This window comes from Streptomyces sp. FIT100 (assembly GCF_024584805.1).
GTDB lineage: Bacteria > Actinomycetota > Actinomycetes > Streptomycetales > Streptomycetaceae > Streptomyces.
The window spans coordinates 1,134,230-1,154,928 of the sequence record NZ_CP075715.1; the positions used below are offsets into that span (position 1 = coordinate 1,134,230).

Genomic DNA, 20,699 nt, shown 5'->3' on the forward strand with positions numbered 1-20,699 from the left:
TGTCAGCGGGTGCGGTTCAGGGTCTGGAGTGCGGCCTTGAGCAGCTGGCCGATCTGCGGCTCACCGGGCCCGGCCTCGGCCTGCGGGGTCACGGTGGTGACGGCCTCGTCGGCCTCGCGCGTCGCGTAGCCGAGGCCGATCAGGGCGGCGTGCAGCTGGTCGCGCCAGGACTGCGTGACGGGGGCACCGACCGCGCGCGCGCCGGAGCCGACGGGCTCGCCGAGGCGGTCCCGCAGCTCCAGGAGGAGCTTCTGCGCCCCCTTCTTGCCGATGCCCGGCACGGCGGTGAGCGCCTTCTCGTCGCCGGTGGCGACCGCGCGGCGCAGTGCGTCCGGCGAGTGGACCGCGAGCATGGCCTGGGCGAGGCGGGGGCCGACACCGCTCGCGGTCTGGAGCAGCTCGAAGACCTGCCGCTCGTCGTCGTCCGCGAAGCCGTACAGCGTCAGGGAGTCCTCCCGCACCACCAACGAGGTGGCGAGCCTGGCCTGCTGACCGATCCTCAGCTCCGACAGCGTGTTCGGCGTGCACTGGACGGCCATGCCGACGCCGCCGACCTCGATGACGGCGGTGGTCGGGGCGAGCGCGGCGACGGGGCCGGTCACAAAGGCGATCATGCGGTACGGCCTTTCATCGCGTGGTGTGCGGCGACCGCCTGCTGGAGGCGGTTCTGCGCGGGGGCGCGCCAGATGTGGCAGATGGCGAGGGCGAGTGCGTCGGCGGCGTCCGCCGGCTTCGGCGGGGCGTCGAGCCGCAGCAGCCGGGTCACCATCGCGCCGACCTGTGCCTTGTCGGCACGGCCGCTGCCGGTGACGGCGGCCTTGACCTCGCTGGGGGTGTGCAGGGCGACGGGCAGTCCGCGGCGGGCTGCGCAGAGCATGGCGACGGCGCTGGCCTGGGCCGTGCCCATCACCGTGCGCACATTGTGCTGGCTGAACACCCGCTCCACCGCGACCAGTTCGGGCCGGTGGGCATCCAGCCACTCCTCGATGCCGCGCTCGATGGCGACCAGGCGGTGGCCGATGTCCGCGTCGGCGGGGGTGCGCACGACACCGACACCGAGCATGGTCAGCGGGCGGCCCGCGACGCCCTCGACGACGCCGATGCCGCACCGCGTCAGTCCTGGATCCACCCCGAGCACGCGCACCGCGCCCTCCTTCGTTCGCCTGTCCGGTGCAGGTTATCCGGCGCCACTGACACAGCGACGGGCCGACAGGGTGCGCCCTGTCGGCCCGTCTGAATCAGCGACCATCATTGGAGCAACCCCGACGGCGAGGCCGCCCGCTCGCGACCGCATCCGCGAGAGCGGCTGGGGGCACCTCCCGGGCGAAGCCCTGGGGGAGGCTTGGCCGCGAAGGGAGGATCAGGCGTCGACCTTCTCCATGATGTCGTCCGAGACATCGAAGTTGGCGAAGACGTTCTGCACGTCGTCGCTGTCCTCCAGCGCGTCGATCAGCTTGAAGATCTTGCGCGCGCCCTCTTCGTCCAGCTCGACCTGCATGGTCGGGACGAAGCTGGCCTCGGCCGACTCGTAGTCGATTCCGGCTTCCTGGAGGGAGGAGCGGACGGCGACCAGATCGGTGGCCTCGCTGATGACCTCGAAGTTCTCGCCGAGGTCGTTGACCTCCTCGGCGCCGGCGTCCAGCACCGCGCCGAGGACGTCGTCCTCGCTCAGACCGCTCTTGGGGAGAACGACGACGCCCTTGCGGTTGAAGAGATACGACACCGAACCGGGGTCGGCCATGGAGCCGCCGTTGCGGGTCATGGCGACGCGGACGTCGGAGGCGGCGCGGTTGCGGTTGTCGGTGAGGCACTCGATGAGCACCGCGACACCGTTCGGACCGTAGCCCTCGTACATGATCGTCTCGTAGTCGGCGCCACCGGCTTCGAGACCGGCGCCGCGCTTGACGGCCGAGTCGATGTTCTTGTTCGGGACCGAGCTCTTCTTGGCCTTCTGGATGGCGTCGAAGAGGGTCGGGTTGCCCTCGACGTCGCCGCCACCGGTGCGGGCCGCGACCTCAATGTTCTTGATCAGCTTCGCGAAGAGCTTGCCGCGCTTGGCGTCGATCACGGCCTTCTTGTGCTTCGTCGTGGCCCATTTAGAGTGGCCGGACATCTGCCTGTCTCCTTCGCGTAACCAATCTCTGCTGCGTTCGCCTGTGATCCTACCGGGACAGGGTCAGTGCGCGGCGCGCACCATGTCCACGAACAGGGCGTGCACACGATGGTCCCCGGTCAGCTCCGGGTGGAACGACGTGGCCAGCGCGTTGCCCTGCCGGACGGCGACGATGTGGCCCTCGTGCTCGGCGAGCACCTCGGCCTGCGCACCGACGGACTCGACCCACGGCGCACGGATGAAGACGCCCTCCACGGGATCGCCGTCGACGCCCGCGACCGCGACCGCGGCCTCGAAGGACTCGTTCTGGCGGCCGAAGGCGTTGCGGCGCACGATCATGTCGATGCCGCCGATGGTCTCCTGGCCCGAGCGCGGGTCGAGGATCTTCTCGGCGAGCATGATCAGGCCCGCGCAGGTGCCGTAGACCGGCATTCCGGCGCGGACGCGCTCGCGCAGCGGCTCCATCATGCCGAAGAGATGGGCCAGCTTGGAGATGGTGGTGGACTCGCCGCCGGGGATGACGAGGCCGTCGACCTCGGCGAGCTCATCGGGGCGCCGGACCGGCCTGGCCACGGCGTCCGCCGCGGCCAGGGCGATCAGGTGCTCCCGTACGTCGCCCTGGAGCGCCAGGACGCCGATCACGGGGGTGTCGCTCATCGGTGGTTACCAGCCGCGCTTCGCGTAGCGCTCGGCCTCGGGGAGGGTGTCGCAGTTGATGCCGACCATGGCCTCGCCCAGGTTGCGGGAGGCGTCCGCAATGATCTTCGGGTCGTCGTAGAAGGTGGTGGCCTTCACGATGGCGGCGGCGCGCTTGGCCGGGTCGCCGGACTTGAAGATGCCCGAGCCGACGAAGACGCCCTCGGCGCCGAGCTGGCGCATCAGCGCGGCGTCGGCGGGGGTGGCGACGCCACCGGCGGAGAACAGCACGACGGGCAGCTTGCCGAGCTGGGCGACCTCGGCGACGAGCTCGTACGGGGCGCGCAGCTCCTTGGCAGCGGCGTACAGCTCGTTGTGGTCGAGGGCGCGCAGGTGGCCGATCTCGTTCTTGATCTGGCGCAGGTGGCGGACGGCCTCGACGACGTTGCCGGTGCCGGCCTCGCCCTTGGAGCGGATCATGGCCGCGCCCTCGGCGATACGGCGCAGGGCCTCGCCCAGGTTGGTGGCGCCACAGACGAACGGGGTGGTGAAGGCCCACTTGTCGGAGTGGTTGACCTCGTCGGCCGGGGTGAGCACCTCGGACTCGTCGATGTAGTCCACGCCGAGGGACTGCAGGACCTGGGCCTCGACGAAGTGGCCGATCCGGGACTTGGCCATGACCGGGATGGAGACCGCCTCGATGATCTCCTCGATCATGTTCGGGTCGGACATCCGGGCCACGCCGCCGTCCTTGCGGATGTCGGCCGGGACCCGCTCCAGGGCCATGACGGCGACGGCGCCCGCGTCCTCGGCGATCTTCGCCTGCTCGGCGTTGACCACGTCCATGATCACGCCGCCCTTGAGCTGCTCGGCCATGCCGCGCTTGACGCGCGCGGTGCCGGTCTCGGGGGCCTGCGGGGTGGTGGGGAACGTGCTGGACACGATCGACCTCATTCGGTGACGGCGGGTTTGGTGCTCCGATGAGGAAACCTTCCGGGTGCAGGCCACTGCAAGGGCCAATGCGGAGCCGGTGGCTCATTTTGGCGAAGCGGAGGCGAACACGGAGCGACATGCGGTAGGAGCTAGCCATGGCCATTCGCCGCGTTGTGCCCAATGTCCCGTCCAAACCGGAGTCGGCGGAGAGCAACCGTGACTTCTACGGGCGCCTCGGCTTCGAGGAGGTGATGAACCTCGGCTGGATCATGACACTGGCGTCCCCGTCCGCCCCGGCGGCGCAGATCAGCTTCATGGCCGGGGACATGACCGCGCCCGTCCACCCGGACCTGAGCATCGAGGTGGACGACGTGGACGCGGCGTACGCGGTCATGCGCGAGGCCGGAGCGGAGATCGTGCACCCGCTGCGGGACGAGGAGTGGGGAGTGCGCCGGTTCTTCGTACGGGACCCGGAGGGGCGGGTGGTCAACGTGCTGAGCCACCGCGCCGACCCGCCGGAGGCCTCCTAGGCCGGCCGGTCGGCGAGGGCCGTCGGGGGTTCGTCGTCCATCTCGAACGCCATCGGGAACGGTGCGTGCCCGGCCAGCCGGAACCAGCGGACCTTGCGGTGCCGGCGCACCGCCCGTGCGGCGCGTACGGCGTCGTTGTGGAACCGCCGCGCCATCGGTACGCGGCGCACCGCGGCGGCGAGCTCGTTCGCGGCGTCGTCGCCGCCGGGTGCCTCCCGGACGACCTGCACCTGCTCCGGCTCGCCGAAGACAGCGCGCAGCGCCTGGCTCAGCTCGCTCTCGGCGACCTCGCGCTGCTCCTCGTCGGCCTGGCGGGCGGCGTGCGCTGCCTCGTACAGCACGATCGAGGCGGCCGGGTCGAGCACGCCCGAAGTGGCGAGCTCCTGGGTGACCGATGCGCGGCGCAGCAGCTGGGCGTCGAGGGCGGCGCGGGCGGCGTCGATCCGGGAGTGGAGGCGGTCGAGGCGGCCGGCGGTCCAGCTGAGGTAGAGGCCGATGACGACGAGCGCGACGAGGATCCAGATCAGGGTTGCGGTCACGGCGGGTCACCCTACCGGTGCGGTCGGCGCCTGCGGCGCGCCTGTCTCCACCGGGCTCTGTCCCGGACCCCGCTCGGGGGCGCTGCCCCGCAGGTCGTGGCGACCGGCACGGCGTTCGCCGACCGGCGCACGGGACCGCCGCCGTCCCGAGAGGTCGGGCCCGGAGGGGCCTCGCCCCACCACCCACCCGCGGCAGCCGAGGCGGCCGACCCCGGTCCGGGGCAAACGGAGCCGACGGGCCCGGGCCCCGCTGACCCGCCCCCGCTCAGTCCCGCGCCAGCCCGAAGCGCGCCATCAGCCCCGGACGCTCGTCCGCGGCCACGGACGCCGCGCCGTCCGTCACCGTTTCGTAGACCGCGAGGATGTCCGCGCCGACCGTCGCCCAGTCGAAGCGCCGCACGTGCGCGCTGCCCCGCGTCCGCAGCTGCTCGCGCCGCTCCGGGTCGCCGAGCAGCCGGATCGCCGCTTCGGCCAGTGCGCCCGCGTCCTCATTGGTGAAGAGTTCGCCCGCCGCGCCCTGGTCGAGGACCTGGGCGAAGGCGTCCAGGTCCGAGGCCAGGACCGGCGCGCCCGCCGAGAGGGCCTCGACGAGGATGATGCCGAAGCTCTCGCCGCCGGTATTGGGGGCGACGTAGACGTCGACGCTGCACAGCAGCCGGGCCTTGTCCTCGTCGCTGACCATTCCGAGGAACTCGACGCGCGAGCGCATCTCCTCCGGCAGCGAGGCGACCGCCTCCTCCTCGTCGCCGCGGCCCGCGACCAGGAGCCGGGTGTCCGGCCGGGCGGCCAGGATCGTCGGGAGGGCGTTCATCAGGACCGGCAGGCCCTTGCGGGGTTCGTCGATCCGGCCGATGAAGCCGATCGTCCCGCCCTGCCACTCCGCCCGCGGCTCGGCCCGCGCGAAGAAGTCGACGTCGACGCCGTTGGGGATGACGACGGCGTCGCCGCCCAGGTGCTCCACCAGCGTGCGCCGCGCGTACTCGCTGACGGCGATGCGCGCGCTGATCTTCTCCAGCGCCGGCTGGAGGATCGGGTACGCGGCGATCATCGCCCGCGACCGCGGGTTGGACGTGTGGAAGGTGGCCACGATCGGGCCCTGCGCCGCCCAGCACGTGAGGAGCCCCAGCGACGGCGAGGCCGGCTCGTGGATGTGGATGACGTCGAAGGTGCCGTCGTGCAGCCAGCGCCTTACCCGCGCGGCCGACAGGAAGCCGAAGTTGAGCCGGGCGACCGAGCCGTTGTACGGGACGGGCACGGCGCGGCCGGCCGAGACGACGTACGGCGGCAGCGGTGTGTCGTCGTCCGCCGGGGCGAGGACGGACACCTCGTGGCCGAGCCGGATCAGATGGTCGGCCAGGTCCCTGATGTGGAACTGGACGCCGCCGGGCACGTCCCACGAGTAGGGGCAGACGATGCCGATCCTCACGGCCGTCGCCCCTCGTGGCCGGACGTGTCCAGGTCCGCGAGCCACAACCGCTGAAGCATGTGCCAGTCCTCCGGGTGGTCGGCGATGCCGCTGGCGAAGGCATCTGCCAGCGCCTGCGTCATCACAGACGTCTTTTCGGCCCGGGTACCTGTCTCGGGCAGCTCGACGGGCGGGTGGATCCGCCCCTTCATGACCGGCGTGTCGTCGTACCAGAGGGTGACCGGCAGCAACAGCGCGCCGGTCTGCTGCGCCAGCAGCGCCGGGCCCGCCGGCATCCGCGCCGTCTCGCCGAAGAACTTCACCTCGACGCCCGACGAGGACAGATCGCGGTCGGCGACCAGGCACACCATCCGGCCGTCGCGCAGCCTTCGCGCCAGGGTGCCGAAGGCGGAGCCACCGGTGTGCGGGAGGACCTCCATGCCCAGCGACTCGCGGTACTCGACGAACCGGTCGTACAGCGTCTCCGGCTTGAGCCGCTCGGCGACGGTCGTGAACGGTATGCCGAGGGCGCGGGTGGCCCAGACCCCCGCGAGGTCCCAGTTGGCGAGGTGCGGCAGCGCGAGCACGACGCCCTTGCCCGCGGCGAGCCCGTCGGTGAGACGGTCGATCCCGCCCAGCTCGAAGCTGCGCCTGGCGCGCTCCTCGTCCCAGGTGGGCAGCCGGAACGACTCCATCCAGTAGCGCATGTAGGAGCGCATGCCGGCCTTGGACAGCTCGGCGAGCCGTTCGGGGCCCGCGTCTGGCACTACACGGGCCAGATTGGCCTCCAGGCGCAGCACACCCTTGCCACGCCGCTTCCACGCGGTGTCCGCGACGGTCCGGCCGAGCGCCGCCGCGAGCGGCTCGGGGAGCTTCTTGACCGTCGCCCAGCCGAGCCCGTACAGCGCGTCCGTCAGCCGTTCCTTCATGAGGCTGCCCCACTCCCCTTCGAGGACTCCGACGACTCCGAGGACGCCGAGGACGCCGAGGACGCCGAGGACGCCGAGGACGCCGACGACTGCGGGGACGCTGCCGCATCCCTCTCCGCAGCGGCGTCCGCCTCGGCCGCCTCACGGCGTACCGTCACCACCCGCTGGCCCAGGGTCACCAGCGAACCGGCCGCCACGATCCACAGCGCGACCGGGAGCAGCACCTGGACGCCGGGCACCCCGAAGGCGCTCAGCCCCGCCAGGCCCGCCGCGACGAGCGAGATGACGAGCCGCTCGGCCCGCTCGATCAGCCCGTTGACCGCGACAGGCAGCCCGATCGACTCGCCGCGCGCCTTCGTGTACGACACGACCTGGCCGCTGGCCAGGCAGAAGATCGACACCGCGCACAGCACGTTGTCGTCGCCCTTGCCCGCGTACCAGAGCGCGAAGCCGCCGAAGATCGCCCCGTCGGCGACCCGGTCCAGCGTCGAGTCGAGGAACGCGCCCCAGCGGCTGGAGACCCCGGCCTGGCGCGCCATGTTCCCGTCGACCAGGTCCGAGAAGACGAACAGGGTAATGACGATGGTCCCCCAGAAGAACGCTCCGCGCGGGAAGAAGGCCAGCGCGCCCGCCATGACCCCGGCCGTGCCGACGAGTGTGACCGCGTCGGGGCTCACGCCGCGGCGGAGCAGAAATGCGGCGAACGGCGTGAGGACACGCGTGAAGAACGCACGCGCGTACTTGTTCAGCATGGCCTTCCCGAGGTTTCGGCGGGCCGTGCGGCCTCTTGTGACCACCGGCGGGCCCATCGTAGTCACGACGTCGTCGCGCCAGCGGACTCCCCCGGTCACGTACGACGTATGGACGCACCATGACGGGAGTGGAAAGCTCGAAAGACCACCGCGGGCACGCCGGAGCTTCCCCCTCGCCATCAGGAGGGCACGCACCCCAGTCGGCTCCCCCGGGTCCGCGCCCTCATACCTCACCGTGCAATCAGTCGGGAGGAAGAATCATGGGCGACAAGGCGAACGCACATCCCGGAGCCGCCGGCAGGGCTACGACGGCCGACCAGCCCTCATCCGTACGGAACGTGGTGCTGGTCGGCCACAGCGGATCGGGCAAGACGACCCTGGTCGAGGCCCTCGCACAGACGGCGGGAGCCGTCAACAGGGCGGGCCGGGTCGAGGACGGTGGCACGGTCTCCGACTACGACGAGATCGAACACCGTCAGCAGCGCTCCGTACAGCTGAGCCTCGTCCCGGTCGAATGGGGCGGATACAAGATCAATCTGCTGGACACCCCCGGATACGCCGACTTCGTCGGGGAACTCAGGGCCGGTCTGCGCGCCGCGGACGCGGCCCTTTTCGTTGTCTCCGCGGCCCAGGAGGCCGACGCCGTCGCCGGTTCGACCCGCATGGTGTGGGAGGAGTGCGCGGCGGTCGGGATGCCCCGGGCGATCGTGGTCACCCACCTGGAGACGGCTCGCACCGGTTTCGACGAGCTGACCGGGGTCTGCGGGCAGATATTCGGCGGCGACGACCCCGACGCCGTACTGCCGCTATACCTGCCGCTGCACGGCCCCGAGGCCGCGGACGGGCACGCGCCGGTGAACGGGCTGATCGGGCTGCTGTCGCAGAAGCTGTTCGACTACACCTCGGGCGCGCGGACGGAGCGTCCGCCCGGGGACGAGGAACTGCCGCAGATCGAGGAGGCCCGCAACCGGCTGATCGAGGGCATCATCGCGGAGAGCGAGGACGAGACCCTCATGGACCGTTACCTCGGCGGCGAGGACATCGACATCAAGACACTCGTCGACGACCTGGAGAAGGCCGTCGCGCGGGGCGTCTTCCACCCGGTGCTGGCCGCGGCGCCGGCGTCGAACGGTGGCAAGCAGGGGCTCGGCACGGTCGAGCTGCTGGAACTGATCACGGGCGGTTTCCCGACGCCGCTGGAGCGGGAGGCTCCGGCGGTCACGACGCCGCAGGGGCAGGCGCGCCCCGCGATCAGCTGCGACCCGGCGGGACCGCTGGTCGCCGAGGTGGTCAGGACCGCCTCGGACCCGTACGTCGGGCGGCTGTCGCTGGTGCGGGTGTTCTCCGGGACGCTGCGCCCGGACGAGACGGTGCATGTGTCCGGGCACGGTCTGACCGACCGGGGGCATGAGGACCACGATGTCGACGAGCGGGTCGGCGCGCTGTCCTCGCCCTTCGGCAAGCAGCAGCGCACCGTCGGCGCGTGCATCGCGGGCGATCTCGCGTGCGTCGCGAAGCTGGCACGGGCCGAGACCGGCGACACCCTGTCGTCGAAGGACGATCCCCTGCTGATGGAGCCGTGGGCGATGCCCGACCCGCTGCTGCCGGTGGCCATCCAGGCGCACAGCAAGGCGGACGAGGACCGGCTGTCCCAGGGGCTCGCCCGGCTGGTGGCCGAGGATCCGACGATGCGGCTCGAGCAGAACCAGGACACGCACCAGGTCGTCCTGTGGTGCCTGGGCGAGGCGCACATGGACGTGGCGCTGGAGCGGCTGCGCAGCCGCTACGGCGTCCAGGTCGACGTGGTCCCGCACAAGGTGTCGCTGCGGGAGACGTTCGGCGAGCGGTCGGCCGGGCGCGGGCGGCATGTGAAGCAGTCCGGCGGCCACGGCCAGTACGCGATCTGCGAGATCGAGGTCGATCCGCTGCCGGCCGGATCCGGCATCGAGTTCGTCGACAAGGTCGTCGGCGGCGCGGTGCCCCGGCAGTTCATCCCGTCCGTGGAGAAGGGCGTACGGGCGCAGGCGGCGAAGGGCGTCGCGGCCGGCTATCCGCTCGTCGACGTGCGGGTGACGCTCCTGGACGGCAAGTCGCACTCGGTGGACTCCTCCGACGCGGCCTTCCAGACGGCGGGTGCGCTGGCGCTGCGCGAGGCGGCGTCGGAGGTCCGGATCCATCTGCTGGAGCCGGTGTCCGAGGTGCAGGTGCTGGTGCCGGACGAGTACGTCGGTGCGGTGATGAGCGATCTGTCGGGGCGGCGCGGCCGCGTGGTCGGCACCGAGCAGGCGGGGCCGGGTCGGACGCTCGTACGGGCCGAGGTGCCGGAGATCGAGATCGGCCGGTACGCGGTCGATCTGCGGTCGATCTCGCACGGCACGGGCCGGTTCGACCGGTCGTACGCACGCCATGAGGCGATGCCTCCGCAACTGGCCGACAAGATCCGTCAACAGGCGGAGAACGGGTCCTAGTTGAGCCCGCCGCCCGCCGTACCCCCGTGCGGCGGGCGGCTTTTCCACAGGGTGCGGCACGCGGGGCCGGTGATCGATAGGCTGGGGTGCCCAGTTCAGCATGTGTGCGGGGCGCGGCCGTCGGGAAAAGGCCGCAGAGCGGACGAGTTGCGGCGATGGGGGCGGTGCGGTGGCGGACCAGGCATTCGATTTCTCTCCGGGGGCTCAGGTCCCGCTGCAGGGCTCGGCCGGTCAGACGGCCGCGACGCACGCGCTCGCCTCGGCGGCGTACCGGGACGGCAAGCTGGAGGACATCCTCAAGGCCAACAGCGAGTGGCACCAGTCCACGGTGACCAAGCCCAAGTTCTCGCTCTTCGAGCCGAGTCTGGGCGAGGCGTTCTCGCGGGCGGTGCAGCTGCGGATGCTCGGCGGAAGTCGCAAGCCGCTCATCCAGTCGTTCGGCACGGAGCCTCAGGCGGTCGTGGAGCACGCGCTCGCGGCGACCCGGATCCGTAAGCAGCGGGACGCGAAACTCACCGGCATCATGGCGGTGTTCGGGCTGCTGTTCCTGCCCGGGATGCTGCTGTGGATCGGGGTCTTCCAGCTGCGCCGTACGATCGCGGGCGCCCAGGACAAGAGGACCGGCGCGCTGGGCGGGGCACTGCTCGCCGCGGTGGGGCTGCTCGCGGTGGTGTTCCTGCTGCGGCTCCCGTTCACCGGCTTCTGGGGTTACTACCTGCGCGGCATGATCGTCGCCCCGGTCATCGGCTGGCTGCTCGCGAAGCGCATCTGCGAGTCCACGGCGAAGGACATGCGCGAGCGCTGGGGCAGCCTGCTGTCCGGTGGCGGCATCGGCGCCAAGGTGCCGGAGGCCGTGCCGGGGAATCCGAACGAGACCGCGGCGGAGCAGCTGCGCCAGGGCCTGGAGCTGCTCACGGCCGAGCAGCAGTCCAATTCGGTCTTCTACGCGGGGCCCAAGGGGATACTCGGCATGGGCACCCGCTGGGGCAGTTGGCAGCTGGCCGAGGAGCTGGTCGCCAGGGCTCCGGGCAAGGAGTTCCACCATTTCCGCAGCTGGGACGTGATCAAGGTCATCCACGACCAGCTGACCCTTCTGCAGCGCGGCCCGCTGAACACGGGAGGCTTCCCGCCGCCCCAGGTGAAGCACTGGGTGGTGGTGCCCGTCGGGGAGAACGCGAAGGAAGTGGCCCGGCCCGCCGGCGAGGACGTGGAGAACAGGTTCCAGGTCAAGCGCCACGAGATACAGCGCATCTGCGACCACCAGCAGTTCGGCAGCGGGAACCGCCACTACCTGGGTGTGCAGTTCACGCTGTGGGACGGTCAGCTGGTGATCACGATGATGATCACGGTGACGGTGCTCTTCGAGACCCTGCGCATCGAGGTGACCGGGCACGCGCTCGGCCCGGTGCATCCCCTCTTCACCACCAAGCCCGAGCCCAAGACGATCGACGTGCCGAAGACCGTCCGCTTCTGGGAGACCACGAAGCGGACGCTGCCGCTGGTGGAGACGCCCGAGGTGGTGCGGCTGATGGTGCGGGCGCCGTTCACCTGGTATCCCCCGCTGCTGGACTTCCTGGGCGGGAAGCTGGTGCTCCCGGAGCCGTTCGGACTGCGTCACGCCTGGGCGGACAAGCCGTGGCGGCACCGGTTCATGGCGGACGACGCGATGCGGGCGGCGACGCCGGTGCTGCGGGTGACGCACGCGGCGGCGATGCGGGTGCTGGAGGAGAACGGGGTGGACACGGAGCGCTTCAGCAACCGTTCCATGATCGTCAGCGGTCTCGTGCAGGATCCGACGCCCCGCAAGGCGGACGTGTACGACGCCTGAGGCCGCAGGCTCCTATCCTCGGAGCATGATCAATGGTGCGCACCTCATCATCTACAGCCGGGACGCGGAGGCCGACCGGGCCTTCCTCCGGGAGGTCCTGGGATATCCGCACGTGGACGCCGGCGGCGGCTGGCTGATCTTCAAGCTGCCGCCGGCGGAGGTCGCCGTGCACCCCGTGGAGGGAGCGGAGGCGCATGAGCTCTACCTCATGTGCGACGACGTCGAGGCGACCGTCGCCGAGCTCACCGCCCGGGGCGTGGAGTTCACACAGCCGGTCACGGACGCGGGCTGGGGCCTCCTGACGAGGCTCCGGCTGCCGGGCGGCGGCGAGGTCGGTATGTACGAGCCGCGGCACGCACGCGCCACCGACCTCTGAGGTTCCTCAGGAGCTCACGCGGACGGCCAGGCGTCCGCGAGCATCTTCCGCGTGTCCGCGAGGAGTTGGGGCAGCACCTTGGTGTGGCCGACGACCGGCATGAAGTTGGTGTCGCCGCCCCATCGCGGCACGACGTGCTGGTGCAGATGGGCGGCGATACCGGCCCCGGCGACCGAGCCCTGGTTCATGCCGATGTTGAAGCCGTGCGCCCCGGAGGCCGTGCGCAGCGCCGTCATCGCCCGCTTGGTGAACGCGGCCAGCTCGGCGGTCTCCGCGTCGTCGAGGTCGGTGTAGTCGGCGACGTGCCGGTAGGGCACCACCATCAGGTGCCCGCCGTTGTACGGGTACAGATTGAGCACCGCGTAGACGCTGTCGCCGCGTGCGATGACGAGTCCGTCCTCGTCGGACTTGGCGGGGATGGAGCAGAAGGGGCACCCGTCGTCGGCACCCGGGCCGGTCGGCTTGTTCTCCCCCTGGATGTAGGCCATCCGGTGAGGTGTCCACAGACGCTGGAAGGCGTCCTGGATGCCGACTCCGATCTGCTGCTCCGGCTCACTCGTCATGTGGTGCAGCATATGACTTCGCCCGTACGGAGCGTGTCGCCGGGGCTGGGCCGGGCCCGCCGAAGGCGATGCTGGGCCGATGGACTCCGCCGCAGACGCCCCGCTGACGCGCTGGGAGCAGCGCACCGAGGTGCCGCTGTTCTGGTGCTCCCTGCTGTTCCTCGCCGGGTACACGGTCCGCGTGCTGGCCACCGGGGTGGGCATGATCTGGCGGAATCTCGCGTTCGTGCTGATGCTTCTGATGTGGCTGCTCTTCGCCGCCGACTATGCGGTGCGGCTGCGGCTGAGCGGTCAGCGGCTGCCGCGGTTCCTGCGGACGCACTGGCTGGACACCCTGGTCCTGATCCTGCCGCTGCTGCGTCCGCTGCGCCTGGTGAAGGTGTACACGGCGGTGCAGCGACGGCGGGACCAGGCGCGGTTGAGCCTGTACGCACGGGTGATCGCGTACGCCGGGCTCACGGCCGTCCTGCTGGGATTCTCGGGGGCACTCGCCGTCTACCACCAGGAGCGCTCGGCTCCGGGGGCGTCGATCCGTACCTTCGGGGACGCCATCTGGTGGGTGTGCGAGACGCTGACCACGGTCGGGTACGGGGACGTCACGCCGGTGACCCCGATGGGCCGGCTGATCGCGGTGGGGCTGATGATCTGCGGTCTCGCGCTGCTGGGTGCGGTGACCGGTTCGTTCTCGTCCTGGCTGCTCCAGGTCTTCACGCGGGAGGACGAGAAGGGGCCCCCGGACGACGGGCGTCGTCCGGGGGCCCCTTCCTGAGGCCGACCGGTATCCAGGGTCCGGCCGTGCGTGACCAGACCTGATCGGACACGGCCCGACCTGATCAGATCTGCTCGCGGTCCTCGACGATCTTGGCGATCTTGGCGATGGCCTCGTCGACCGGGATGCCGTTCTCCTGCGAGCCGTCGCGGTAGCGGAAGGACACGGCGCCGTTCTCCATGTCCTCGTCGCCCGCGATGACCATGAAGGGCACCTTCTGCTTCTGGGCGTTGCGGATCTTCTTCTGCATCCGGTCCGACGAGCCGTCCACCTCGACGCGCAGCCCCTGCTTGCGCGCCTTGGCGGCGAACTCCTGGAGGTACGGGACGTGGGCGTCGCCGATCGGGATGCCGAGCGCCTGGACGGGCGCCAGCCACGCCGGGAACGCACCCGCGTAGTGCTCCAGGAGCACCGCGAAGAAACGCTCGATGGAGCCGAACAGCGCGCGGTGGATCATGACCGGACGCTGCTTGGTGCCGTCGGGGCCGGTGTACTCCAGGTTGAAGCGCTCCGGCAGGTTGAAGTCGAGCTGCACGGTCGACATCTGCCAGGTGCGGCCGATCGCGTCCTTCGCCTGGACGGAGATCTTCGGGCCGTAGAAGGCCGCGCCGCCCGGGTCGGGGGTGAGCGGGAGGCCCTGCTTCTCGGCCACCTGCCGCAGCACCTCGGTGGCTTCCTCCCAGACCTCGTCGGAGCCCACGAACTTGTTCGGGTCCTTGGTGGACAGCTCCAGGTAGAAGTCGGTCAGACCGTAGTCGCGCAGCAGGTCGAGGACGAAGGTGAGGGTGGTGTCCAGCTCCTCCGCCATCTGCTCACGGGTGCAGTAGATGTGCGCGTCGTCCTGGGTGAAGCCGCGGGCCCGGGTGAGGCCGTGCACGACGCCCGACTTCTCGTACCGGTAGACCGTCCCGAACTCGAAGAGGCGCAGCGGCAGTTCACGGTACGAGCGGCCGCGCGCATCGAAGATCAGGTTGTGCATCGGGCAGTTCATGGGCTTGAGGTAGTAGTCCACGCCCTCGTCGAGCTGCATGGGCGGGTACATGCCCTCGGCGTACCAGTCCAGGTGGCCCGACTTCTCGAACAGCTTGCCCTTGGTCGCGTGCGGCGAGTACACGAACTCGTAGCCGTGCTCCTCGTGGCGCTTGCGCGAGTAGTCCTCCATGACCCGGCGGATGACGCCGCCCTTGGGGTGGAAGACGGCGAGACCCGAGCCGACCTCGTCCGGGAAGGAGAACAGGTCCAGCTCGTTGCCGAGCTTGCGGTGGTCGCGCTTCTCGGCCTCGGCGAGGAAGTCCAGGTGCGCCTTCAGCTCCTCCTTCGAGGGCCAGGCGGTGCCGTAGATGCGCTGGAGCATCGGGTTCTTCTCGCTGCCGCGCCAGTACGCGGCGGCGTTGCGCATGAGCTTGAACGCCGGGATGTTCCTGGTGGTGGGCAGGTGGGGACCGCGGCAGAGGTCCTTCCAGCACAGCTCACCGGACTTGGCGTCCAGGTTGTCGTAGATGGTCAGCTCGCCGCCGCCCACCTCGACGTCGGCACCGTCGTCGTGCGACGCGGACCCCTTGATGCCGATGAGCTCCAGCTTGTACGGCTCGTCGGCGAGCTCCTCGCGGGCGGCCTCGTCGGTGACGACACGGCGCGAGAAGCGCTGGCCGCGCTTCTGGATCTCCTGCATCTTCTTCTCGATGGCCTTGAGATCCTCGGGGGTGAACGGCTTCTCGACGTCGAAGTCGTAGTAGAAGCCGTCCTTGACCGGCGGGCCGATGCCGAGCTTGGCCTCGGGGAAGAGCTCCTGCACGGCCTGCGCCATGACGTGCGCGGTGGAGTGGCGCAGGATGTTGAGGCCGTCCGCGGAGGAGATCTCGACCGGCTCGACCGCCTCCCCGTCCCGCACCTCGTGGGCGAGATCCTTGAGCTCGCCGCCGATGCGGGCGGCGACGACGGTGCGCTCACCGGCGAAGAGCTCGGCCGCCGTGGTGCCCGTGGTCACCACGCGCTCTTCCCGCTCGGAATCGCGTTGGATGATCACACGGACGTCTGACACCGGTCTCTCCTGTCTGATGGGAATGCGCGCGCAGTCGCACGACGCACGCAATACGTCATGCTACCGAGCCGCACGCCCCGGCCGCGAAACGGTTCACGTGGCGCAGGGCGGGCCTTCTCCCCGCCCCGCCGATCCCGTACGGCCTTCGGCCGTGTCCTCAATCGCCGGACGGGCTCCACATGAGCCCCTCCGGCGATTGAGGCGCGGGGGTCCGGAGGCGGAGCCCTCGGCGGGGGCGACGGGGCGGGGCCCCGTCAGTCGTCGTCGCCCCCGCACGCCTCCTCGAAGAAGTCGAGGTTCTCGTGGAGCGCCTTCATCAGCCGGTCCCGCTCCGCCTCGTCCACCTGGACCGGGACGACCCCCGTGGCGTCGGACAGCCGACGGAAGCCGCCGCGGCTCTCCAGGCGCCCGATGACCCTGATGGGAAGGCCCACCAGATGGGCGTGGCCCGCCGTGCGGTACGACTCCTCGTCGAGGACCGCGCGGACGTGCGGCACCTCCGCACCGGCCAGGACCCGCAGCCGTACGGTCCCCTCGCCGCGCGTGCCCGAGCGCCGCATCCGCACCACCGCGCCGGTGATGCGGACGGGCATGGACGGCTCGTCGCGCAGATAGCGGGCGCCGGCCTCGCGCAGGGCCGGCAGGTCGCCGGGGGAGAACTCGACGGGCTCGGGTCTGGCCGCACAGCCCTCCGGCACCCCCGCCGACGGTGACCAGGCCAGTGCGATCCGCGCTCCTTCGGCGCCGCGCACCAGCGCCACGACCGCCTCCGTGAGCTCACGGCTGACGCCCGCCTCGACGGCGGCGTCGAACGCCTCCATCCCGCCGGTGGCCCGCTGGTAGTCGACGGCCTCCCGGGCGGCGTGCAGCGCGTGGTGCAGGCTCACGGCGACCGACCGGCCGGTCTCGACCGGGACGAACGCGGTGAGCCCGCGACCGCCCGGCGCCGGGCCGACCAGGATGCCCTCCAGCGCCGCCAGCGCCTGCCTGCGGTGCCGAGCCCCGTAGTAGCCGGCGCGCCCGCGGGCGGCGAGCGCGCCGGCGAGCAGCAGTTGCCGGGCGGCCGACCGCAACTGCTCCTGCACGGTCCACGCCACCGCCCCCGACGGCCCTTGCGACACATCCCGCCACCAGCGGATCTCGTCGCTGGGCACGGCGAGCCCGACGAGCACCTCGCGGGCCGACGGTGCGGCGGAGCGGGCGAGGGCGGTGAGCGCCTCGCCCAGCAGGTCCTCGCAGTCCGGAAAGGCCCGGCTCTCCGGGACGAGCAGACTCGTTCCCCCGGCGGACGGACCCGGCGGGGTCCAGCGGGCGTACCTCCCGGCGGCTCCACCGCGCCGCCGCCACCCGTGCCGGTCGAGCAGCGCCCCCAGCACGACGGGGTCGACGTGGGCGGGGTCGGGCCCGTCGCTGCCGTACCAGGGCGCCGGCACATCGTCCGCGAGCGGGAGGTGCAGCGGATGCGGATGCGGCTGGCCGTGCGCGGGCGGAAGGGCGTACGAGCCGCCGTGCGGCTGTACGGGTTCGTCGATCGGGCGGTGCATCACGGTCTCCCTCCCACCCCGACCCGGGTCATGATCTCGCAGAGCACCCGGTCGTCGAATATGCGCGAGGTCGAGATCCGCACAGTGGTCTTGCGCCGGCCCGTCACCGGGTGGCCGGCCAGGTTGATCCAGTAGCAGCAGTGCCGCAGGTCCAGCCGGTCGTGACTGGCCCGCAGCCATTCCTCTTGGGTCCTCGGCACGATCATCACGACGAGGATCTTGTGTACCGACACCGGGGTCCTGGCCAGCTTCACCAGGTGGTCGTTGTCGAGCGTGAACGAGAAGGCCGGACCCGGCGGGTGCGGCGGGATCTGATAGGTCGCCTTGAGCTGCACCTTGATGGTGACTTCGTCGTCGACGGTGTGTCCGGGAGCGCTGTGACTGACGTGCCAGTCGATCCCGTTGTCGGGGAACGGCTGCGACAGTGAGCAGCCCGCAGCGGCCGCCACTGCGTGGAGATACCCCACCTGGAGGGTCTCCATGCAGGCGGTGGTGGCGAGTGCTCCGCGCAGCGGTACGGTCCGCTCGGGCAGCGCACCCGGTTCGGGCTGCGCGAGCGCCATGGCTCCGTCTGCCTTCCGGGCTGTGCCGATCGATCGATGATTCCCACGACGGGCCGTCAACATCGCGCCCCGTCATCTGTGTTGTCACCCGCTTGCGTACTGCGCAAACAGGCCGGGTATCACCGATTCGGGCAGGGGGATCACGCCATCTGCCAGGCAAGGGCGAGGAGTTCGGGGATGTCGCGCTGGTATGAGGGGCCCCTGGCCGCATTTGACACGGAGACTACAGGTGTTGACGTCGAGACGGAGCGGATCGTGTCCGCCGCACTCGTCGTCCAGGATTCGGCGGGCGGTCGCCCGCGCGTCACCAACTGGCTGGTCAATCCGGGCATTCCGGTCCCGGCGGAGGCGACCGCCGTGCACGGGCTGACCGACGAGCATCTTCAGCGCAACGGCCGCTGGCCCGCTCCCGTGATGGAGGAGATAGGCCGGGCGCTGGCCGAGCAGTGCGCGGCCGGCCGGCCGCTCGTGGTGATGAACGCGCCGTTCGATCTGACACTGCTCGACCGCGAACTGCGCCGCCACCGTGCCTCGTCGCTGGCGCACTATCTGGAGCACGTGCCGATGTGCGTCCTGGACCCGCGGGTCCTGGACAAGCATCTGGACCGCTACCGAAAGGGCAGGCGCACGCTCACGGATCTGTGCGGTCAGTACGAGGTGGTGCTGGACGGGGCGCACGACGCCGCGGCCGACGCGACGGCGGCCATGGAGGTCGTCAGGGCGGTGGGCCGGCGGTTCGCCGCCCGTCTGGAGCGGCTTTCTCCCGCGGAGCTGCACACGCTCCAGGCGGTGTGGCACGCGGCGCAGGCGCGGGGCCTCCAGGCGTGGTTCGCGCGCAACGGCTCGGAGGAGTCGGTGGACCCGGCGTGGCCGCTGCGTCCGGAGCTTCCGGCACGGGCGGCGTGAGTCCGAGGTGCCCGCGCGGCCGCGGGCACCTCGGGAACCGGGTCGCGGCTCAGCCGGTGAATCCGGCGGTGATGGAGGTGAACTGCCAGTTGCTCTGGCTGATCCCGGAGCAGTTGCTCGTCACCCCGCCGCCGGGGCAGGGCCGGTCGCGGTTGACGGACCAGTAGGCGAGCCGTGCGATGTGGTGGGAGTTGGCCCAGTCCTTGATCTGGGTCCAGATCTGCGGGCTGGTCAGCTCCTGCTGGTCGCTGAGGCCGTTCATGCCCGAGATGCCGATGTGGGCGTAGGCGGTGGCGTCGTCCCAGCCGAAGGTGGACTTCAGCTTGGTCTTCAGACCCTCGGTGGCGTTGACGGTGTTGCCGTACATGTCGGCTCCGCCGCCGAAGTCGAAGGGCATGATGGTGAAGACGTCGATGTTCGCCTGGAGCGCGTTGGCCCGCTCGATGAGGCGGTTGCCCCACCAGGTCGGTCCGGTCGTCGACGTGCCGAAGGTGATGATGGTCCGCAGGCCGGGGTTGTTCTGTTTGACGATCTTCAGGGCGTTGAGGATCCGGTCCTGGACGGCCTCGTTCTCGAACTCGTCGGTGTTCTCGATGTCGACGTCGATCGCCTTGAGCCCGTAGGCGTTGATCACCTGCTGGTACGCGCCGGCGAGCGCCTCGGGCGTCGCGCAGTTCGGGCCGAGCTTGTTGCCGCTCCAGCCGCCGATGGACGGCACGATGTCGCCGCCGGCGGCGCGGATCGCGTTGATGGTGGACTGGTCGGTGCCGCCGGTGAGCGGCCTGGTGCCGTCCCAGGCGGGGTTGCAGCCGCCGGAGGAGAGGATGAACGCCATGGTGAACCACTTGATGCCGGTGGCGCTCATCACGGTGCTGACGCTCGGCGGGTCGCCCCAGCCGAGGTAGAGGTACGGCGCGGCCTGTTTGAAGCCGGTGACCGGGGTGCCCGGGTCGGTGGTGACGTTGACCGCGGTCGTGGCCGGGGAGGTGTTGCCGGCGGCGTCGCGGGCGCGGACGGTGAAGCCGTACGCGGTGCTCGGGGCGAGTCCGGTGACGGTGGCGGTGGTGCCGGTCACGGAGGTGGCGAGGGTGGTGCCGCGGTAGACGTCGTAGCCGGTGACTGCGACGTTGTCGGTGGCGGCGTTCCAGGCCAGGCTGACGCTGGTGGAAGTCTTCGCGGTGGAGCGGAAGTTGGCGGGGGTGGTAGGGGCCTGGGTGTCGCCGCTGCCCGGGCCGCCGGGTCCGTCGAGGCTGATGTCGTCGGCGTAGTAGGTGCCGGTGCCGTACCAGCCGTGCAGGTAGATCTCGGCGCTGGTCTGCGAGGCGCCGGTGGTGAAACTGACGGTCAGCTGGGCGTACGAGCCGGTGGAGGTGGTCCATGTGGAGGAGCCGCCGGTGACGCCGAGGTAGACATTGCTGCCGCGGACCCAGCCGGTGAGGCTGTAGGCGGTGTTGGGCTGCACGGACACGGTCTGGGTGCACTTGGCGTTGTCGCTCGCGCTCGCGGCTCCGGCCAGCGCCTTCGTGCCACTGCGCACGGGGCTGCTGACGACCGAGCCGAGCCCGCCGGAGCAGGACCAGCCGGACAGGGAGCCGGTTTCGAAGCCGGGGTTGCCGAGCAGATTGGCGGCCTGGGCGGTGCTCGGCAGGGCGACGGCGGCGGCCGCGGCCAGCACCGTCGCGCTGAGCCCGGCCAGGAGCCGGTGTCTGGAACGCACGTGACCTCCCGGTGAGGGATGGGGGGACGGTTCGGCGGACCTGTCGCGGCGCCACGATTGGTCTGGACCTATCACGCGGATTGAAGC

20 protein-coding genes are annotated in these 20,699 nt (G+C 70.9%); 6 read left to right on the plus strand and 14 right to left on the minus strand.

The window, feature by feature from the left end:
• Positions 1–2: 2 nt before the first annotated feature.
• The 5 genes from ruvA to pdxS all read right to left on the minus strand — a co-directional run bounded on the left by ruvA (position 3) and on the right by pdxS (position 3,703).
• Positions 3–614 carry a Holliday junction branch migration protein RuvA gene (gene ruvA, locus KK483_RS04830; protein WP_262003968.1) on the minus strand — a complete coding sequence of 204 codons (612 nt, stop codon included), beginning with the start codon at positions 612–614 and terminating at the stop codon, positions 3–5.
• Positions 611–1,144, minus strand: coding sequence for a crossover junction endodeoxyribonuclease RuvC (ruvC, locus tag KK483_RS04835; protein WP_262003969.1), 534 nt, complete (start codon positions 1,142–1,144; stop codon positions 611–613). Before ruvC ends, ruvA begins: the two co-directional genes overlap by 4 nt.
• Positions 1,145–1,360: 216 nt before the next feature.
• Entirely contained in the window at positions 1,361–2,113 is a 753-nt protein-coding gene (locus KK483_RS04840; RefSeq protein ID WP_262003970.1) for a YebC/PmpR family DNA-binding transcriptional regulator, read from the minus strand.
• 63 nt (positions 2,114–2,176) lie between these two features.
• Positions 2,177–2,770 carry a pyridoxal 5'-phosphate synthase glutaminase subunit PdxT gene (gene pdxT, locus KK483_RS04845; RefSeq protein ID WP_262003971.1) on the minus strand — a complete coding sequence of 198 codons (594 nt, stop codon included), beginning with the start codon at positions 2,768–2,770 and terminating at the stop codon, positions 2,177–2,179.
• A 6-nt stretch (positions 2,771–2,776) separates the two neighbouring features.
• Positions 2,777–3,703 carry a pyridoxal 5'-phosphate synthase lyase subunit PdxS gene (gene pdxS, locus KK483_RS04850; RefSeq protein WP_262003972.1) on the minus strand — a complete coding sequence of 309 codons (927 nt, stop codon included), beginning with the start codon at positions 3,701–3,703 and terminating at the stop codon, positions 2,777–2,779.
• A 134-nt stretch (positions 3,704–3,837) separates the two neighbouring features.
• Here pdxS and KK483_RS04855 point away from each other — a divergent pair, with 134 nt between their 5' ends.
• Positions 3,838–4,212, plus strand: a complete 375-nt coding sequence (locus KK483_RS04855; protein WP_262003973.1) for a VOC family protein — start codon at positions 3,838–3,840, stop codon at positions 4,210–4,212.
• Here KK483_RS04855 and KK483_RS04860 read toward each other — a convergent pair.
• The 4 genes from KK483_RS04860 to pgsA form a co-directional block, all read right to left on the minus strand.
• Entirely contained in the window at positions 4,209–4,751 is a 543-nt protein-coding gene (locus KK483_RS04860) for a hypothetical protein (protein ID WP_262003974.1), read from the minus strand. The two genes, KK483_RS04855 and KK483_RS04860, sit on opposite strands and share 4 nt — an antisense overlap.
• A 265-nt stretch (positions 4,752–5,016) precedes the next feature.
• Complete coding sequence (locus KK483_RS04865) at positions 5,017–6,177, minus strand: glycosyltransferase family 4 protein (protein ID WP_262003975.1); 1,161 nt, start codon at positions 6,175–6,177, stop codon at positions 5,017–5,019.
• A complete protein-coding gene (locus tag KK483_RS04870; protein WP_262003976.1) occupies positions 6,174–7,085 on the minus strand; it encodes a phosphatidylinositol mannoside acyltransferase in 912 nt (303 codons plus the stop codon). Before KK483_RS04870 ends, KK483_RS04865 begins: the two co-directional genes overlap by 4 nt.
• Positions 7,082–7,837 carry a phosphatidylinositol phosphate synthase gene (pgsA, locus tag KK483_RS04875; protein ID WP_262003977.1) on the minus strand — a complete coding sequence of 252 codons (756 nt, stop codon included), beginning with the start codon at positions 7,835–7,837 and terminating at the stop codon, positions 7,082–7,084. Before pgsA ends, KK483_RS04870 begins: the two co-directional genes overlap by 4 nt.
• Positions 7,838–8,097: 260 nt before the next feature.
• Between pgsA and KK483_RS04880 the strand changes: the two genes are divergently transcribed.
• The 3 genes from KK483_RS04880 to KK483_RS04890 all read left to right on the plus strand — a co-directional run bounded on the left by KK483_RS04880 (position 8,098) and on the right by KK483_RS04890 (position 12,509).
• Complete coding sequence (locus KK483_RS04880; RefSeq protein WP_262003978.1) at positions 8,098–10,305, plus strand: elongation factor G-like protein EF-G2; 2,208 nt, start codon at positions 8,098–8,100, stop codon at positions 10,303–10,305.
• A gap of 169 nt (positions 10,306–10,474) precedes the next feature.
• Positions 10,475–12,133: a hypothetical protein gene (locus KK483_RS04885; protein ID WP_262003979.1), complete on the plus strand. Its 1,659-nt coding sequence runs from the start codon at positions 10,475–10,477 to the stop codon at positions 12,131–12,133.
• A 25-nt stretch (positions 12,134–12,158) separates the two neighbouring features.
• On the plus strand, positions 12,159–12,509 hold the full coding sequence (locus KK483_RS04890; RefSeq protein ID WP_262003980.1) for a VOC family protein: 351 nt from the start codon (positions 12,159–12,161) through the stop codon (positions 12,507–12,509).
• A 14-nt stretch (positions 12,510–12,523) separates the two neighbouring features.
• Here KK483_RS04890 and KK483_RS04895 read toward each other — a convergent pair whose 3' ends face one another.
• Positions 12,524–13,084, minus strand: coding sequence for an HIT domain-containing protein (locus KK483_RS04895; RefSeq protein ID WP_262003981.1), 561 nt, complete (start codon positions 13,082–13,084; stop codon positions 12,524–12,526).
• 67 nt (positions 13,085–13,151) lie between these two features.
• On the opposite strand from KK483_RS04895, the gene KK483_RS04900 reads away from it, so the two are divergent.
• Positions 13,152–13,841: a potassium channel family protein gene (locus tag KK483_RS04900; protein ID WP_262003982.1), complete on the plus strand. Its 690-nt coding sequence runs from the start codon at positions 13,152–13,154 to the stop codon at positions 13,839–13,841.
• Between the two features lie 64 nt (positions 13,842–13,905).
• On the opposite strand, the gene thrS is transcribed toward KK483_RS04900, so the two are convergent.
• The 3 genes from thrS to KK483_RS04915 form a co-directional block, all read right to left on the minus strand.
• Entirely contained in the window at positions 13,906–15,882 is a 1,977-nt protein-coding gene (thrS, locus tag KK483_RS04905) for a threonine--tRNA ligase (protein ID WP_262003983.1), read from the minus strand.
• A gap of 254 nt (positions 15,883–16,136) precedes the next feature.
• Positions 16,137–17,426 carry a hypothetical protein gene (locus tag KK483_RS04910; protein ID WP_262003984.1) on the minus strand — a complete coding sequence of 430 codons (1,290 nt, stop codon included), beginning with the start codon at positions 17,424–17,426 and terminating at the stop codon, positions 16,137–16,139.
• Entirely contained in the window at positions 17,426–17,989 is a 564-nt protein-coding gene (locus KK483_RS04915) for a DUF4365 domain-containing protein (RefSeq protein WP_262003985.1), read from the minus strand. Before KK483_RS04915 ends, KK483_RS04910 begins: the two co-directional genes overlap by 1 nt.
• 177 nt (positions 17,990–18,166) lie before the next feature.
• On the opposite strand from KK483_RS04915, the gene KK483_RS04920 reads away from it, so the two are divergent.
• Positions 18,167–18,895, plus strand: a complete 729-nt coding sequence (locus KK483_RS04920; protein ID WP_262003986.1) for a 3'-5' exonuclease — start codon at positions 18,167–18,169, stop codon at positions 18,893–18,895.
• 49 nt (positions 18,896–18,944) lie between these two features.
• Here KK483_RS04920 and KK483_RS04925 read toward each other — a convergent pair whose 3' ends face one another.
• Positions 18,945–20,612 carry a carbohydrate binding domain-containing protein gene (locus KK483_RS04925; RefSeq protein WP_262003987.1) on the minus strand — a complete coding sequence of 556 codons (1,668 nt, stop codon included), beginning with the start codon at positions 20,610–20,612 and terminating at the stop codon, positions 18,945–18,947.
• Positions 20,613–20,699: the final 87 nt, after the last annotated feature.

Coding starts and splice junctions, on each gene's coding strand:
- ruvA (WP_262003968.1), bottom strand. CDS start 614: ATGATCGCCTTTGTGACCGGCCCCGTCGCCGCGCTCGCCCCGACCACC.
- KK483_RS04840 (WP_262003970.1), bottom strand. CDS start 2,113: ATGTCCGGCCACTCTAAATGGGCCACGACGAAGCACAAGAAGGCCGTG.
- pdxT (WP_262003971.1), bottom strand. CDS start 2,770: ATGAGCGACACCCCCGTGATCGGCGTCCTGGCGCTCCAGGGCGACGTA.
- pdxS (WP_262003972.1), bottom strand. CDS start 3,703: ATGAGGTCGATCGTGTCCAGCACGTTCCCCACCACCCCGCAGGCCCCC.
- KK483_RS04855 (WP_262003973.1), top strand. CDS start 3,838: ATGGCCATTCGCCGCGTTGTGCCCAATGTCCCGTCCAAACCGGAGTCG.
- KK483_RS04870 (WP_262003976.1), bottom strand. CDS start 7,085: ATGAAGGAACGGCTGACGGACGCGCTGTACGGGCTCGGCTGGGCGACG.
- pgsA (WP_262003977.1), bottom strand. CDS start 7,837: ATGCTGAACAAGTACGCGCGTGCGTTCTTCACGCGTGTCCTCACGCCG.
- KK483_RS04880 (WP_262003978.1), top strand. CDS start 8,098: ATGGGCGACAAGGCGAACGCACATCCCGGAGCCGCCGGCAGGGCTACG.
- KK483_RS04890 (WP_262003980.1), top strand. CDS start 12,159: ATGATCAATGGTGCGCACCTCATCATCTACAGCCGGGACGCGGAGGCC.
- KK483_RS04895 (WP_262003981.1), bottom strand. CDS start 13,084: ATGCTGCACCACATGACGAGTGAGCCGGAGCAGCAGATCGGAGTCGGC.
- KK483_RS04900 (WP_262003982.1), top strand. CDS start 13,152: ATGGACTCCGCCGCAGACGCCCCGCTGACGCGCTGGGAGCAGCGCACC.
- KK483_RS04910 (WP_262003984.1), bottom strand. CDS start 17,426: ATGCACCGCCCGATCGACGAACCCGTACAGCCGCACGGCGGCTCGTAC.
- KK483_RS04915 (WP_262003985.1), bottom strand. CDS start 17,989: ATGGCGCTCGCGCAGCCCGAACCGGGTGCGCTGCCCGAGCGGACCGTA.
- KK483_RS04920 (WP_262003986.1), top strand. CDS start 18,167: ATGTCGCGCTGGTATGAGGGGCCCCTGGCCGCATTTGACACGGAGACT.